Source organism: Hyphomicrobium sp. (assembly GCF_019744875.1).
Lineage (GTDB): Bacteria > Pseudomonadota > Alphaproteobacteria > Rhizobiales > Hyphomicrobiaceae > Hyphomicrobium_C.
In genome coordinates this window covers 116986-132511 of record NZ_JAIETU010000004.1, presented here as the reverse complement: position 1 = coordinate 132511, position 15526 = coordinate 116986, and the positions used below count along the sequence as shown (strand labels likewise).

The window sequence follows — 15526 nt, the reverse complement described above, 5'->3', positions numbered from 1 at the left end:
CCGCCCCCGAAATGAAAAAGGGTGCGGACCTTTTGGTCCGCACCCTTCAAACTTCGATCCGTCAAAGCGCGCCTGACTAGAGACCGGCGCCAACGCCCATGCCGAGACCCGGGGGCGGACCGCGGCGTGCCTGACGCGGAGCACCGCCACCACCCTGATTGCGCCGCTGCGTGGCCTGCGCGGCACCCTTCTGGCGCTTACCCATGTTCGGGGCAGCGCCCTCCTTGCGATACGTGGGCAACAGCGGGGCGGCCATGCCCGGAGCCGACGGCGTGAAGTAGTACGTGTCCGTCAGCGCGCTCTCTTCCCACGGAACCTGCCGGTTGGACGTCTCCGTCTGAACGTCGAGGCGAACCTTGATCATCATCTGGTGAACGTCGAGACCCGGCGTGCCGAGATGCTTCAACAGCGCCTTCGTAAACGGGCTGTTGCGTCCGCCGCCGTCGTCCGAAACGTTGTTGGGCTGCGTGGCGTAGGCGCGGAAGATGCCCGACGCGCCGCTCGTGGACGCAACGTTGACCTTCGAGATGCCGCGATGGAACGACAGCGAGCGAAGCTTCCGCGTCGCGCCGTCCTGCGCCACGATCTGCAATCCGAGCTCTTCCTTCGACGGCGTGTTGCGGCACGCGTCGAGGAAGATCATGCCGAGCTTGGCCTTCTGCATCGGCTCGATCACCGACGCAATGTTGACGAGGCTGTTGTCGAGCGCTTCCTTGCTCGCCGCTTCGTCCTCGACCTTGATCTCGGCCGGCATGTCGACCGGGATCAGGAAGTTCTCGCCGCTCAGCGAAATGCCGTGACCGGCATAGAAGAACAGGCCTTCGTCGCCGGGCTGAAGCTGCTCCGCGAAGTTCGCGAACGCCTCATGCATCTGGTCGCGCGTGAGGTTCGTGCCAAGCATCACGTCGAACGACAGCTTGCGCAGCTTGTCGGCCACGTCGGCCGCATCGTTCTGCGGGTTCGTGAGTTCCGACACATGCTGATACGTCGAGTTGCCGATCACGAGCGCCAGACGCCGGCCGGCCGCTTCGGCTGGCGCGACGCCACCGGCCAAGAAGGCCAATGCGATCGTCAGGATGGAATACGAGATCGTGCGCGTCCGCATGTCACTCTCCTTTGGATGAACCGCTCGCGGCGGCGATCACTGGTTCGGGTCGCTGCTCAAGGGCTTGCTGACGGACGCCGTCTTGTCCGTCATGTTGATGATCTGTACGCGACGATTGACGCTCGCGTAGGGCGCCTGCTTGTCCTTGAGACGCTCGGCGCCATATCCGACGACCGTCACGTTGCTCTCCGCCACGTCGAACTTCTCGGCGAGATACTTCCGCACCGCGTCCGCCCGCTTTTCGGACAGCGAGAGATTGTACTCGTTGCGGCCCTTCGCGTCCGTATGCCCGGCGACCATGATCGAGGCGTCCTTGAGCGAGTCGTCCTTGAGCGCCGTGCCCAGCGCGTCGAGCGACGCCTTCGACTTGCTCGAGATGTTGGCCGAGTTGAAATCGAAATAGATGACGAAATCGAGCGAGGGCTTGTCGCTCACCGCCTCGGCGAGCTGCTGGCGCTCCGGCACCGACAATCCGCGCGAGGCCGCCTTCGTCTTGAGATCGTCGATCACCTGCGCCTTTTCGATCTCGGCCTTGCTCGGCTTGACCGAAAGCCCGCGCGTCTTGCGCGGCTTGAGCGCTTCGATGATCTGCTGAACCGACGGCGTCGCATCCGCGCTCGCCGCGTCGCGGCTGGAAAACGCCGCCACGGATACGGAGAGGGCCGCCACAGCGCCGCAAGTCAAGGCTCGCGACCAGAAAACAAATGTCGACATCGGAACCTCCAATAACTCAGTCATCAGCATATCCCAGAGCTCAAACCCTGGCCAGTACTGATACTGCTCGACAAATCCCTTGAGCGGCAAATTGGTTAAAGCCGCCGCTCGTTGTTTCCTAAGGCACCACAAGCGGATAGGTGACGCTGTTCCCCGCGTGACAACCTTTCAAAATCACTCAGACAATTCTTGGACACGGCCCCGGATGCGGGTGCCGATGTGAACAAAAAAAAGACGGGCACGTAGAACGTACCCGTCTCCAATCGCGCTGTCGTGGCGTCTACTGCAGCTTGAGCGAAACGCCCAACCGCCCGCCAACGGTGTTCTGGTCGCCGGAGAATTCCGTGTAGACGGCTGCGCCGTATGTCCAGGGACCCTGGACATAGTCGTAGCCAGCCTCAACCAGACCGAAGTTGTTGTCCTGATCGAAGTCGGCGGTGAAGTCGCCGCGCACTTCGATATCCTCGGAGAAGACGTTCTTGTAACCGGCCGCGAGGTAGGGACGAGCAACGCCGCCGCCCATCTCCATGATGGTGAAGATCGTGCCCTTGATGCCGGCGTTCCAGCCTTCGGCGTGTCCGTTGATGGCCGTCGCTGTGCCGGGGATCGTGAAGCTGTCGCCGTCGACGTCGTACGAGCCGAGGTTGACGCGCGTGTCGAACTTCCAGCCGCCTGCCATGTCGAACGTGTAGCCGATCACGCTGTTCGTGTAGTAGCCGTCGACGTCGTAGTTGTACTTCCCGCCGGCGTTCTTGCCCTCGGCTTCACCCGAGAGGCCGATGATCAGCGACATGCTGTAGAAGTTGCCCTTCGACCAGAGATAGCTGCCGCCGTAGATCAAGGCGTCGATATCGTTCTTGAACGTCTTGGCCTCGTCGTCCTGCGTCAGGCCGTTGTAGCCGAGCAGGCCGCTGATGCGGACCTTGCCGCCGAATACGTGCCCGGCAGATCGTAGCTGACGTTTCCGAACACCGATCCTTCGTCCGTCTCGAAGTCCTGCGTGGTGCCGCCGCCCTTGACCTTCAGGCCATCGTGATTGGTGTGGCGCACGCGGCCGGTTGGCGCGGCGAAGGCCGCGAACGATCCGACGTTGAGCTGCTGGTTGACCATGGCATCGCCGATACCGTTCAGCGAGTTACCGAGCTGGGTGGCGACGTTCGCGGTGTCGCCGCACTCCGGGTAATCGATGAAAATGCCTGGCGAAACTTCGTAATTGTAGCAAGGCCCGAGCTGTGCCTGCGCTGCTCCCGGCGTCAGCGCCGTGAACAGAACCGCGGCGATACCGCCACCAAAGACCTTACCGAAAATGCCCCGATCCATATGCCCGTCCCCATGCACCGATGTGCGCCAGACTCAAAAATCCCGTTCGACTCACTTACTGCGATTCTCCAACGTGAAAACCGCGTCGCGCCGTCAGATGATGTGTCCACTGCGTTTATTCAGGGGATGTTGCGTAACGGCAACCTGTCCGTCGATCCAACCCGGGGCAAATGTAGACTGGCCGAGACAGGTTTCGAAGTTCAATTCGCCCTCGGACGATATGCTCAAAACCGCTTCGTGGGCTCATGTTGCTGAGGCGCAACTGAAATGCCTGGAGAGGGCGGGCGGGGGAAGCGCAGCCAGGAGCCCAACAGCCGTATTCGGTCTATTCGGGCCGCCCCCCTCCCGACGAATGGCGTCAAGGAGGGCGGGGGTGAAATGGACCCCTGGCGCGATCCGCATTTTAGGCGATCTGCCCCCGCGCCTCAAATAGCTGGTCCCGCATGACGAGCGTCTGGCCCGTCGACGCCAGCACAGAAGACTGCCAGCCGCCGAATACTTGGGATAGTGGACCGGGCTGGCCGGAGGGACCTTTCAGAATCGCGCTACAACTTTACGGCGCGCGACGCTTTCCTGCCGCGCCCGACACACAGCTCGATCCACGCCCAATCCACGCCATGGGACCCCAGCATGCCGCCTGCCGCGCTGCGCAAGACCGCCTCCCTCGCTCCCCTGGCTGCCGCCCCGAGCCTCGCCGAGGCGCGCAACGTGCTCGAGGAGGTGTTCGGCTACACGAGCTTTCGCCCTCATCAGGCCGAGATCATCGAAGCCCTGATTGGCGGCGGCGACGTGCTCGCCCTCATGCCCACGGGCGGCGGCAAGTCGCTCTGCTACCAGATCCCGTCCCTCGTGCGCCGCGGCACGGGAATCGTCGTCTCGCCGCTCATCGCGCTCATGCAGGATCAGGTCGATGCACTGAAGGAAGCAGGCGTCAGGGCCGCCTTCCTCAACTCCTCGCAGGACCGCAACACCCAGGATGCTATCGAGCGCCAACTCGTCGCCGGTTCGCTCGATCTTCTCTATGTCGCCCCGGAACGCCTGGTGCAGGATCGCACGCTGCGCCTGCTCGAGCGCGCCGAGATCGCGCTCTTTGCTATCGATGAAGCCCACTGCGTTTCGCAATGGGGCCACGACTTCCGCCCCGAGTACCGCCAGCTCAAGGTGCTCGCCAGCCGCTTCCCGAGCACGCCGCGCATCGCACTGACGGCCACCGCCGACCAGCGCACGCGCGAGGAGATCGCGACTGAGCTCTGCCTCGAAAACGCGCTCCGCCGCGTCGCCAGCTTCGATCGCCCCAACATCCGCTACACCATTGCCGAGATGGGCTCGATGAGCGCCCGCGAGCGGCTCTGGAGCTTCCTCGCCGCCGAGCACCCGAGCGACGCCGGCGTCGTCTACTGCCTCTCGCGCAAATCCGTCGACGAAACGGCCGCCTGGCTCGTGCGCAAGGGACGCAACGCCCTCGCCTACCATGCCGGGCTCGATCCCGAAGTTCGCCGCGCCGCCCAGGAGCGCTTCCTGAAGGAAGACAACATCATCATGGTGGCCACGGTCGCCTTCGGCATGGGCATCGACAAGCCGGACGTCCGCTTCGTCGCCCACCTCAACCTGCCGCGCTCCATGGAAGCCTACTACCAGGAGACCGGCCGCGCCGGCCGCGATGGCGAACCGGCCAACGCCTGGCTCGCCTACGGCATGCAAGACATCATCCAGCAGACGCAATGGATCGCCCAGAGCGAAGGCTCGGAGCTGTTCAAGCGCGCCCAGCGCCAGAAACTCGATGCGCTGGTGGGCCTCTGCGAAGCGGCCACCTGCCGGCGTCAGCAGTTGCTCGCCTACTTCGGCGAAACCGGCTCGCCCCCGTGCGGCAACTGCGACAACTGCCTCAACCCACCGCAAACCGTCGACGGCAGCGTTCCCGCCCAGATGGCCCTCTCGGCCGCCTACCGCACCGGCCAGCGCTTCGGCGTCGGCTATCTCATCGACGTGCTGCAGGGCAAAGAGAATGAGCGCGCCTGCCGCAACGGCCACGATCGATTATCGGTCTGGGGCATCGGCAAGGACACGGACGCTACCGTCTGGCGCAGCCTGTTCCGCCAGCTCACCGCCCTCGGCTATCTCGCCTCCGACGACGAAGGCCACGGCACCGTGCAGCTCACCGAAAAGGCACGCCCCGTCCTGCGCGGCGAAGAGAAGTTCCTGCAGCGCCTGGCGCCCGCCCGCGAGAAAAAAGCCAAATCCTCGAAGAGCGCCGCCGCCTCCGCCGAAAAGGTCGCCGCCTCCGACCGCCCGCTCTACGACGCGCTGCGCGCCTTGCGCCTCCGCCTCGCGACCGCCGCGAAGCTGCCGCCCTACGTCATCTGCCACGACAAGACGCTGGTGGAGCTTGCCACCAGCCGCCCGGCGGACGAAGAGGGCCTGCACGGGATCACGGGGCTCGGCGCGAGCAAGATCAAGCGTTACGGCAAAGCCATCCTGGAGGAAATCGCGAGCTTCGGCGCCAACACCGGCTTCGACAATCGCCTCTCCCCGACCGTCAATCGCACCCTGGCGCTGCATCGCAATGGCGTCACGCCGGAAGACATCGCCTCGGACCGCAACCTCGACGTCTCGACGGTTTACACCCACTTTGCCGACGCCATCGAAGCGGGCGTCCTCGCAGCCGACGACGTGCTCGATCTCGACCCGTCCGACCTCGACGAAATCCACGCCGTCTTCGAGCGCCTGGGCACGCTCGACTCTGGAAAGCTGGGCCCCGCCCACGCCGCCCTCGACGGCCGCTTCGAGTACGGCATCCTGAAATGCCTCCTCGCCGAGTTGGCCTAGCGCCGCTCCCGGCACGCACGCCGCCTCGCTCTTAGTGGAGAAATGCGCCCTGGCGCGGACCAGGGCCGGTGTGGCGTTGTGCTCATAGAAGCGACCCGCCTGCCTACTAACCGTCATCCCGGCGCAGGCCGGGATCCAGACACGTCGACAAATCAGGCCATCCCGCCGCCCGGTACCCCCGTCATTGGCCGTCGGGACAGGAGACCTGTCATTCTCCCCAAACGGTGCTATAGAGCCCGCAAAACGACGTTCCGGACAAGATGATGAGCAACGACGATCTGGCGGAAACGCCGGAGGACAGCGCCTCCGCCGCCGCACCGAAGCCCGCAGCAAGTGGCAAGCTCGCCGAGGAAATCGGCAGGCGACGCACGTTCGCGATCATCTCGCATCCCGACGCCGGCAAAACGACCCTCACCGAAAAGCTCCTGCTGTTCGGCGGCGCGATCCAGCTCGCCGGACAGGTCAAGGCCAAGCGCGACGGACGCGCCACGCGGTCCGACTGGATGGCCATCGAGAAGGCGCGCGGCATCTCCGTCGTCACGTCCGTCATGACGTTCGAGTACGGCGGCGCCGTCTTCAACCTGCTCGACACGCCGGGCCACGAAGACTTCTCCGACGACACCTACCGCACGCTGACCGCGGTCGACTCCGCCATCATGGTGATCGACGCCGCACGCGGCATCGAAGCGCGCACCCAGAAGCTGTTCGAGATCTGTCGCATGCGCGACATCCCGATCGTCACCTTCATCAACAAGCTCGACCGCGAGGCGCGCGAGCCGCTCGACCTCTTGGACGAAATCGAGAAGACGCTTGCGCTCGACACCGCTCCCATGGTCTGGCCGGTCGGCAAGGGCCGTGAGTTCCGTGGCACCTACGATCTCTATCAGCCGCGCATCCGCCGCCTCGACGAGAACCCCGACGGCCAGCCGATCACCGGCCCGGACGATCCGCTGCTCCACGAGTTGTTGGAGCCAGACGCCTACGCGCGCTGGCGCGAGGAAATCGATCTCGTCGACGCCGCGTGCGGCCGCTTCGATCTCGAAAAATTCCGCCACGGCGCGCTGTCGCCTGTCTTCTTCGGCTCGGCCTTGAAGAACTTCGGCGTGCGCGACGTGCTCGACGCGCTCAAGACCTACGCGCCGCCCCCGCTGTCTCAGCGCGCCTCCACGCGCGAGATCGAGGCAACCGAGCCCGCCATGACCGGCATCGTCTTTAAGATCCAGGCGAACATGGATCCCAATCACCGCGACCGCATCGCCTTCATGCGCGTCTGCTCGGGCAAGCTCACGCGCGGCATGAAGGTGAAGCACGTGCGTTCCGGCAAGAGCATGGCGATCAACTCGCCGCAGTTCTTCTTCGCCCAGGACCGATCGATTGCCGAGGAAGCCTTCGCCGGCGACGTGGTCGGCATTCCGAACCGCGGCGTGCTGCGCATCGGCGACGCCTTGACCGAAGGCGAGGACATCACGTTCCTCGGCATTCCGAGCTTTGCGCCCGAGATCCTGCGCCGCATCCGGCTCGAGGACGCGATCAAGGCCAAGAAGCTCAAGGATGCGATCCGCGAGATGGCCGAGGAAGGCGTCGTGCAGGTATTCTCGCCCATCGACGGCACGCAGCCGGTCGTGGGCGTCATCGGCGCGCTGCAGCTCGACGTGCTCGCCGACCGGTTGAAGCACGAGTACGGCCTGAAGACGGATTTCGACCCCGCCCCGTGCGACGCGGTGCGCTGGATCCGCTCCAAGGACCCCGCGGCCCTCAAGAAATTCATCGAAAGCAACCGCTCGTCGATCGCGACCGACCTCGACGGCGACTACGTCTATCTGCCGGGCTCGATCTTCAACCTCAATTACAACGCCGGGCGTAACCCGGACGTCGAGTTCCTGGAAATCAAGACGTAGGCGACCGGCCCACGATCACGCCTGATACGAAACCTGGGGCTGTGGCTGCGCTTGCTGCGGCGCCAATTCAGCGACCATGATGCTGGGATTTTGCCCGATCACGATTGGCTGGCCGAGCACGGCAACCCACTGCACCGTCGCCTGGTATCCGACATCGTTGAGCAACTGCTCGGTGGGACGGAATCCGGGCGCCTGGCTGATCGCCAGCGCCACCATCTTGCGGAACTCCGGCACCTCGAAATAGGACGTGTGCACAAGCTCGTTCCACGTCAGGTAGTCGGAGATCAGTCGCGACCGCGCATCCTCGCCCTCGGCATAGGAGAGCGTACTGATCGCCTCGCGGAATTTCGCGATCGACTGCGAGGCCATCGAATTGCTGTGCGCTGAAATCCTGTCGGCAACGTCCGCCGGCAGCTCCCACGTCACCGGTTCGAGCCACGACGGCCCGTAGTCAGCTCCGACGACGATTTCGCCTTCCGTGTCGTTGCCGAACGTCGACCGCTTCATCTCGGCCAGCGTGACCGTATTCAACGCCCGCGCAAGCAACAGGCTCGCGAACTGCGCCACGTATTCGATGATCTTGAGAATAACGAGGGCGATCACAGCAAAGACGAACGGCACCAGCACCACGGGGATCAGGAGCCGAAGAAGCCCGCCCATCCGTCCGCCCACGATCTCGTCATCGACGACCGCGCTCGACAGCTCGTCCGTCACGACGTGGAACAAAAGCTTGCTGTTGAGCACGTAGTCGGTGCCGCCACCGCACAGGCGCCCGCCCTCGCACGGCTGGCCGTTGCGTTGCAGGAACCGCCGCTTGAAGCGCTGCGCACGCTCCACGCTCGTGAACTCGGGGAACGACTGCTCAAGCTGACGGCGCTTTTCGCGCAACTCGCGCCGCGCATTGGCGGCCCGTTGCCGGGCCTCCTCGGCTGCAACCGGATTGAGACCGCTCTGTTGATCGGCCTGCTCCTGATACTCGCGCATACGGCCCGAGAAGTTCCGCAACTCCTCGCGCGCCCGGGTCGCCGCGCTGTCTTCCTCGACGAACTCCTGCACGTCGTAAATGCGGGTCTGCAGGAAATCCGCGATGCCGAGCATAATCGTCGGCGAGGTCACGAACAACAGATAGACGAGCGGCAGCGCGATCACGGACGCTTTCGTGATCGTCGAGGCGGCAAAGCCATCGTCAAAAAAATGAAGCTTCATGTTGGGCAGCATGCGCAGCCCCTGCACGGCCTCGTCGTTCTTGTGACTGAGCGGCAGCCATTTGCCCGCGTAGTGCTCGCGCGCTCTTCGCACAGTTCCTGCGCTGTACCCCTTCAACTCCCGCCCATCGAAGAAACGGAACACGATGTAGGAGAACAGGATCGGCAGCGTCATCATCACGCCGGAAAACAGCAGAGCCGTGTAATAGCGCTCGTTCCGCGCGCGGAAGCCGTGCGTGTAGAGCTCGCCCAGCACATAGAACAGAAACATCATGAACAGCATGAACGAGGCGACAAAGATCACCTTGCGCGTCAGCGTCAGCCGCGAGAACAGGAAGCGCTCCTTGCGCATCCCCACGAACGGCGTTCCGATGGTGATCCAGCGCTGGAGGTTCACGAGCGGCTTGCGCCGCGACACGCTCTCGATGAGCGCCGAGGCAATCACCGACCCGCCGTGGCTGTGCCCGACGACGACATACGGCTCGCCCTTCTTGTCGAGCCCGCGCAGCGTTTCGAGCAACGCCGAGCCCGCCTGGCGCCGGTCGATCTCGCTGTTCTGGGAGCGCCACGTGAACGGCACGACGTCGACCGGACCGTCATCACCCGCGACGTAGCTTTTCACCTCCTGCTCGAAGGTGCTGCCCTGCTGCCACCACTGAACGGGCGCCTGCGGGTTAATGTTGAGGGCGTCGGCTGTGCCCGCCGAATGCACAAACGTGCCATGCACATTGACGACGGTAGCCACGCAAGCCTCCCCACACCGCAAACAGAACGTCCCCGGAGATCACCGCGGATAACTCACAACCGTGACTGAAGCTAGGCAAAATCGCTGGACCCTTTCATCCATCCAGCGACCAGCCGCATGCTAAGGCTTTGCTTCTGCTCGCGCGGCCGACGTCCGGACCGCCACGAGCAGATTGGATTCGTTGGGGCGCCAACGGTAGCCGACCCCGAAATCGATCGGCGTCGCCCGGCCCTTGGCGAACAGCTCCTGCATTTTCGGCTGGTAAGCCCTGGGAAAAATTCCGAGCGGCCGCAGATAGCGCCCATACGGCTCCAGCCGCCAGGCGGAGTCTTCCAGGAAGCGCAACGGCACACCCGAGTCGTCCTGCACCAGCGTGCCGCTGTTCTCGACGATGAACGACCGCACCATCGAGAAATTGTCGGAATGCATCAGGTAGGATGCGCTCTTCACAAAACTGTCGCCCTCGCCGAGGCCCTTGCAGAACGCAAGAAACCCGCTCGCCTTGAGCCCGCCGTCCGACAGGTCGGTGTTGAAATAGTAGAGCGTCTTGTCGGGACCCGATCCGGACGAGAACTGGATCTTGGCGCCCGGGCTCGCCCCCTTGGGAAGCTCGCCGTTGAGCGGCGTGACAGTGCCGTCGGTATTGAGCGAGACGAGCGTCGTCTCCTTGATCGTTTTGCCGGAGCGCGCCAGGAACGTGTAGAGAATGGGCAGCGTGCCGGTGAGCTGTCCGTCGCGCAGCTGCGTCTTCATCTTCTTGGTGATGAAGAAGCTGTAGCTCAGCACCGAATTGAGCGAGTTCTGCAGGCCCCTGAGTTCGCCGCCGAAGGCACGCGGTGTCAGCAGCGTCAGGTCGGGCACCTGCCCCACCGGCTCGAGACCCGAGAGCACGTAGGTCGAAGCGCCATCAAAAAACGCGTCCGCGTAGAGGAAGTCAGGCCCGCTGAACATGTAGAACAGCACCGGCTTGCGGTTCGGTACGTGCTTGGCCGACCAGGCTTTGATCTTGGAGAGCTGGCGCACGGAAAGCTGCGACCAGGCCGTGTTGAAGTACTTCGAATGCGACTGCCACGACGCCTCTTTGGTGAACGCCTCGAGCGGAGAACCGGCCGAGGGGGCGAGCCCCCCGAGCACGCGCGCCGTGTCGTCGGGCGTGGCCTTGGCCACCGCGGCAGGCGCCTTTGCGGCCGGCGCGGCGGACGTCTGGGCGCTCGCCTGACCCGCCATCGTCATGTTCGCGAACGCAAGTGCCGCCGCGAGCCCCGCGAGAACCGCTCGACGCAATCTCATCTGCTGCAATCCCTCAATGTGTGAGTTGGTTGGCGTCACGTCCGTGCCTCATCCCGTTTCGACAGCGCAAACAGCGCAAGACCGGACGCCATAAGCGCGAGGCTGGCGAGTGACTGCCAGGGTTTTTCGAAAAGAAGGTAAGCCATCATGAAACCTGTGACGGCGAGGAACACGACCGGCGTTAGCGGAAAGGCCCAGACCTTGTACGGCCGCGAAAGATGCGGCTGCGTCACGCGCAGCACGATCACGCCCGCCACGGCCAGGAACGAGCACAGCGTCAGGCTGAACTGGATGAAGTCGAGCACGGCTTCGAAGCTTTGCGTCAAAAGCAGAAGCGTCACCACCGAGATCTGGAGCAGGATGGCCGTCGCTGGCACGCCGCTCCGGGTGTAGCGCGCAAACGGGCGGAGCAGCGCAAAGTCCTCGCCCATGGCCACCGTCACGCGCGGACCGATCCACATCATGGCGCTGATCGCGGACACGAGGCCGACACAGATGAGCCCCGCCACGATGCGCCCGCCCGTGGCGCCGAAAATATGCTCTCCAGCCACCTGCGCGACGTTGAGCTGCCCGGCCATGGCGCTCATCGGCGTCGTATAGAGAAACACGGCGTTGAGCAGCACATAGAGCGCAATGACGACCAGCGTAGCCCAGAACATGGCGCGCGGCAGCGTGCGGGCCGGATCGTGCACGTCGCCCGCAATGTAGGTTGCCGCGTTCCACCCCGAGTAGGAGTACATGACGAACACGAGGCTGACGGCGAACGGCGCGCTCATCAGGTAGCCGAGATCGCCCTCTTTCGGCAAAAACGAGATCGGCTGCGGCTCGCCGACCGAAAACCCTGCGATGATGAAAACGAGGATTAACGCCACCTTGATCGCCGTGGCCGCGTTCTGAAAGATGACGCTGGGCTGAGATCCGGAAAGCTGGACAAGCGTCACAGCCCAAGCCACGGCCAAACCGCACACGAGGGGCGGTGCCTCCGGCACGGCGCCCGCGAAGTACTCGCCGAACGCCATCGCGGCCAGCGCCACGGGTGCCGCAAACCCAACCGTCGCCGACACCCAGCCGGCCATGAAGCCGAGCATGGGGTGATAGATGCGCGATAGAAAATTGTACTCACCGCCCGAACGCGGAAACGCTGTTGCGAGCTCGGCGTACGAAAGCGCCCCGCACAGGGCCGCCGCGCCGCCGACGATCCACAGCATGAGCACGGCGAAACCCGACGGCAGCGACATGAGCTGAAAGCCGAGGCTCGTGAACACGCCGATGCCGATCATGTCCGCGACGGCGATGGCCGTTGCGGTGCCCGTCAGCACCGTCCGTCGATGAACGTCGGGTGCCCCGCCTGTCAAAGCGGCATCTGTCGCGGTCATGGTTTCGGGTCCGGATTGAATTGAGCCGGAACCCTATAAGGCGGAACACGGACCAACAAGCGCGGGCGGCAAAACGCCATCGCACGTGGCCGAAATGCACCTCCGGAGCAAATCGATCACAGTCCGCCCGCCTCATATCTTGGACACGATTGGTCGCTATGGCCAACCAGACCTGCTGATCTGCGGCCTGAAACAGCCGTCAAGGCTCAAGAAACCATTCCGAGCCTAGGGTGTTCGCAATGGGTACTCGCAGACCAGCGCTTGCCGACCAGTGTTCGGAGACCAGTGCCCGCAGACCGGTGGTCCCAACGAGGGCAATGACCAGGGCCTGACATGCCCCCTCGGACGACCAGCGGCGATGGCAAACAACGGCGATGACATGAGGCGTTTGGCCGGACCAGATATGACCCCTGTACGCACCGCTCGGCGCTCGCCTGCGCGCGCAGTGGGCGTTTGCGCAGTCGTGGCCGCCCTTGCCACCCTCTCAGCACCCGCCGCCTGGGCCAAGGCGACGCCCGTCAAACCCAACCCGGCCCGCGTCGCCAAACCGGAAGCCGTGCCGAAACCCCATCAGGTGCAGTCGCGCTCGGCCCCTCTCGCACAAGGGCGCACCGCACTGCTTCCCTTCCAGACGGCGCCTTTCCCCTATGGAGGCGTCGATCCCGGCTCGGGCCACCCGTTCTTCGATGTCGTCAACGAAACCGGACGCCGTGGACACACGACGCCGTACGGCCGCCTCTACTGGGAGGACGAGACCTACCACGACAACCGCGTCCTCCTGCACATTCCGAAGGGCTTCGACATTCGCCGCCCGTCGGTGATCGTCGTCTTCTTCCACGGACACGGCGCCACCCTTGAGCGCGACGTCCTGCGCCGCCAGCATGTTGCAGATCAAATCACCCGCTCGGGTGCCAATGCCGTCCTGATCGCCCCGCAGTTTGCCGTCGACGCGGCGGATTCGAGCGTCGGCCGGTTCGGAGAACCCGGAGCCTTCGGCCGCTTCATGGGCGAAGCCACCCAGGCCCTGACCAAGCTGCACGGTGATCGCCGTAGCGCCCTGAGCTTCGCCTCCGCCCCCGTCGTCTTCGTCGCCTACAGCGGCGGATACGTTGCAGCCGCGACCTGTGCCACGAAGGGCGGCCTGAAAAAACGCCTGCGCGGCGTCGTACTGCTCGACGCACTCTATGGAGAGCTCGGCAAGTTCACGTCGTGGATCGAAAACGACCGTTCCGCATTCTTCGTGAGCGCCTATCTCGGCTCCACGCGCGACAAGAACGTCGAGCTGGCCGGCATTCTGGCATCGAAAGACATCGCCTACGAAACCGAGCTGGACCGGCCGCTGAACCAGGGCGACGTGACGTTTCTGTCCGGCGCATCGGGCGGCGAGGACGTCTCCCACCGCAGCTTCGTCACCCGGGCATGGGTCGATAATCCGATCCAGGATCTGCTCCAGCGCCTGCCCGGCTTCCGCCGCTGAGCGCGTTGCGGACACCCCACAGTTATCAATCGCAGAACTAAAGTATATCGCACCCCGCCTCGGTTAAGCGGACTTTAATGCATGCTGATCAATTCTACAGACTGATGATTCCTCTACCGGACGGAAGAGTTCGCGGGCGGCTGTTTGCCCGTGAGCGCCCCGCACCGGCCGCCATCAGCCATGGAGAATTCCACGTGTTTGCAACGCGTCGCACCAACGAGACCACGGATAAGGCGCCGATTCAGGCTGCGGCCTCCGGAAAAGCTGAGCAACAGCTCGTCGACGCGCTCGAAGAGCTCATTCGCAGCAAGCTCGCCGCCAAGGTTGCCATCGACGGCAACTTGGGCAAGGCCCTCGAACGCGTTGTAGACCTCGTGAAGACCGGCTACTCCAAGCAGCTCGTCGTCGCCAGCGGCCTCGGCAAGGAAGCGTGCGAAGCAGCCATCAACATCGGCTGGCTGTCGCACGATTTCAGCGAAGTCGCCCAGTCGACGGTTTCGATCTCGAGCGCCGTCGAGCAGATGGCAGCATCCATCGCCGAGCTCTCCACCGTCTCCGCCGCCAGCGCCACGCAGACCGAGAATGCGCGCGACACGATGCGCAGCTGCATTAACGACAGCCGCGCGGCCGTCGAAGCCATGACGAACATCCAGGGCCAGTCGAGCAAGATCGGCGAGCAGGTTGCGGTGCTGCAGAGCGCCGTCGACCAGATCGGCGAAATGGCGACCTCGATCGACTCGATCGCCCGCCAGACCAACCTTCTGGCTCTCAACGCCACCATCGAAGCCGCCCGCGCCGGTGAAGCAGGCCGCGGTTTCGCCGTCGTCGCCGCCGAGGTCAAGAGCCTCTCCGTCGAGACCGGCAAGGCCACCCAGGAAATCCGTTCGCGCGTCGAAGCTCTCACCCGCGAGATGCGCGAGATCCGCCACGCCGTCGCCGACAGCCTGAAGTCGGTTGCGTCCGGCAACTCGGTCGTCACCCAGGTCGGCTCGATCATCGAAAGCATGGGCGATGAAGTCGCCGAGGTCGCCGAGCGCATCCGCGGTCTCTCGAACGTGCTCGAACAGCAGCGCGCTGCCACCACCGAAATCACTCAGAACGTCGTCCGCATCTCGGAGAAGGCCACCAAGAGCAAGGACGAGGTCCAGAAGATCGGCAAGCGCCTCGAAGAGTGCGAAGGCACGCTGCGCAAGGCATTCGAATCTGCCGACCTGCCCATCCGCGGCCCCGCACTCATTCGCGTCGGCTCCGAATCCGTCTCGTGGAAGCTGCAGCTCGCCCGCATCCTGCTCGGCGCAACGCCCGTGCCCGCCACCGCCCCGCAGCTCTCGCAGGCCGGCGTCATGTCGGATGCCGAAGCGATTGCCAACGCGACCGGCGCCTCCGCACTCGCGGCAGACCTCGCCTCGGCGATGTCCACGGCCCAGACCCACGCAACGAAGATGGTCGACGAAGTTCGCAACCACAACTGGGGTGCTGCGACCCCGGCCTACGTCGCCTGCGACGAAGCCATCGCGAAGATCCAGCAGGCTGCAACGCGCCTTCTCGAGCGCGCGGCCGGCTAAGCCTA

11 protein-coding genes are annotated in these 15526 nt (G+C 64.3%); 4 read left to right on the top strand and 7 right to left on the bottom strand.

Going from position 1 to position 15526, the window contains the following annotated elements:
* Positions 1-76: 76 nt before the first annotated feature.
* The 4 genes from K2Y42_RS09855 to K2Y42_RS09840 form a co-directional block, all read right to left on the bottom strand.
* Positions 77-1105 (bottom strand): caspase family protein, encoded by a 1029-nt coding sequence (locus tag K2Y42_RS09855; protein ID WP_291151706.1) that lies wholly within the window; start codon positions 1103-1105, stop codon positions 77-79.
* Positions 1106-1141: 36 nt separating this feature from the next.
* A complete protein-coding gene (locus tag K2Y42_RS09850; protein ID WP_291151704.1) occupies positions 1142-1819 on the bottom strand; it encodes an OmpA family protein in 678 nt (225 codons plus the stop codon).
* Between the two features lie 280 nt (positions 1820-2099).
* Positions 2100-2660 carry an autotransporter domain-containing protein gene (locus K2Y42_RS09845; RefSeq protein WP_291151702.1) on the bottom strand — a complete coding sequence of 187 codons (561 nt, stop codon included), beginning with the start codon at positions 2658-2660 and terminating at the stop codon, positions 2100-2102.
* A 44-nt stretch (positions 2661-2704) separates the two neighbouring features.
* Positions 2705-3139 (bottom strand): hypothetical protein, encoded by a 435-nt coding sequence (locus tag K2Y42_RS09840; protein WP_291151700.1) that lies wholly within the window; start codon positions 3137-3139, stop codon positions 2705-2707.
* A 630-nt stretch (positions 3140-3769) separates the two neighbouring features.
* On the opposite strand from K2Y42_RS09840, the gene recQ reads away from it, so the two are divergent.
* Both recQ and K2Y42_RS09830 read left to right on the top strand, forming a co-directional pair.
* Entirely contained in the window at positions 3770-5965 is a 2196-nt protein-coding gene (recQ, locus tag K2Y42_RS09835; RefSeq protein ID WP_291151697.1) for a DNA helicase RecQ, read from the top strand.
* A gap of 263 nt (positions 5966-6228) precedes the next feature.
* The gene (locus K2Y42_RS09830) at positions 6229-7863 is read left to right on the top strand and encodes a peptide chain release factor 3 (protein WP_291151694.1); all 1635 of its coding nucleotides are present in this window, start codon (positions 6229-6231) and stop codon (positions 7861-7863) included.
* Positions 7864-7878: 15 nt separating this feature from the next.
* On the opposite strand, the gene K2Y42_RS09825 is transcribed toward K2Y42_RS09830, so the two are convergent.
* The 3 genes from K2Y42_RS09825 to K2Y42_RS09815 form a co-directional block, all read right to left on the bottom strand.
* A complete protein-coding gene (locus tag K2Y42_RS09825; protein ID WP_291151693.1) occupies positions 7879-9813 on the bottom strand; it encodes a hypothetical protein in 1935 nt (644 codons plus the stop codon).
* A gap of 120 nt (positions 9814-9933) precedes the next feature.
* Positions 9934-11103 (bottom strand): hypothetical protein, encoded by a 1170-nt coding sequence (locus K2Y42_RS09820; RefSeq protein ID WP_291151690.1) that lies wholly within the window; start codon positions 11101-11103, stop codon positions 9934-9936.
* Positions 11104-11138: 35 nt separating this feature from the next.
* Entirely contained in the window at positions 11139-12479 is a 1341-nt protein-coding gene (locus tag K2Y42_RS09815) for an amino acid permease (RefSeq protein ID WP_291151687.1), read from the bottom strand.
* Positions 12480-12882: 403 nt separating this feature from the next.
* Here K2Y42_RS09815 and K2Y42_RS09810 point away from each other — a divergent pair, with 403 nt between their 5' ends.
* The gene (locus K2Y42_RS09810; protein WP_291151685.1) at positions 12883-13956 is read left to right on the top strand and encodes an alpha/beta hydrolase; all 1074 of its coding nucleotides are present in this window, start codon (positions 12883-12885) and stop codon (positions 13954-13956) included.
* A 194-nt stretch (positions 13957-14150) separates the two neighbouring features.
* Entirely contained in the window at positions 14151-15521 is a 1371-nt protein-coding gene (locus K2Y42_RS09805) for a methyl-accepting chemotaxis protein (RefSeq protein ID WP_291151683.1), read from the top strand.
* The last annotated feature ends 5 nt before the right edge of the window (positions 15522-15526 follow it).

Excerpts from the sequence above, each read along its gene's own strand:
- K2Y42_RS09855 (WP_291151706.1), bottom strand. The coding sequence starts at position 1,105 with ATGCGGACGCGCACGATCTCGTATTCCATCCTGACGATCGCATTGGCC.
- K2Y42_RS09850 (WP_291151704.1), bottom strand. The coding sequence starts at position 1,819 with ATGTCGACATTTGTTTTCTGGTCGCGAGCCTTGACTTGCGGCGCTGTG.
- K2Y42_RS09840 (WP_291151700.1), bottom strand. The coding sequence starts at position 3,139 with ATGGATCGGGGCATTTTCGGTAAGGTCTTTGGTGGCGGTATCGCCGCG.
- recQ (WP_291151697.1), top strand. The coding sequence starts at position 3,770 with ATGCCGCCTGCCGCGCTGCGCAAGACCGCCTCCCTCGCTCCCCTGGCT.
- K2Y42_RS09830 (WP_291151694.1), top strand. The coding sequence starts at position 6,229 with ATGAGCAACGACGATCTGGCGGAAACGCCGGAGGACAGCGCCTCCGCC.
- K2Y42_RS09820 (WP_291151690.1), bottom strand. The coding sequence starts at position 11,103 with ATGAGATTGCGTCGAGCGGTTCTCGCGGGGCTCGCGGCGGCACTTGCG.
- K2Y42_RS09815 (WP_291151687.1), bottom strand. The coding sequence starts at position 12,479 with ATGACCGCGACAGATGCCGCTTTGACAGGCGGGGCACCCGACGTTCAT.
- K2Y42_RS09810 (WP_291151685.1), top strand. The coding sequence starts at position 12,883 with ATGACCCCTGTACGCACCGCTCGGCGCTCGCCTGCGCGCGCAGTGGGC.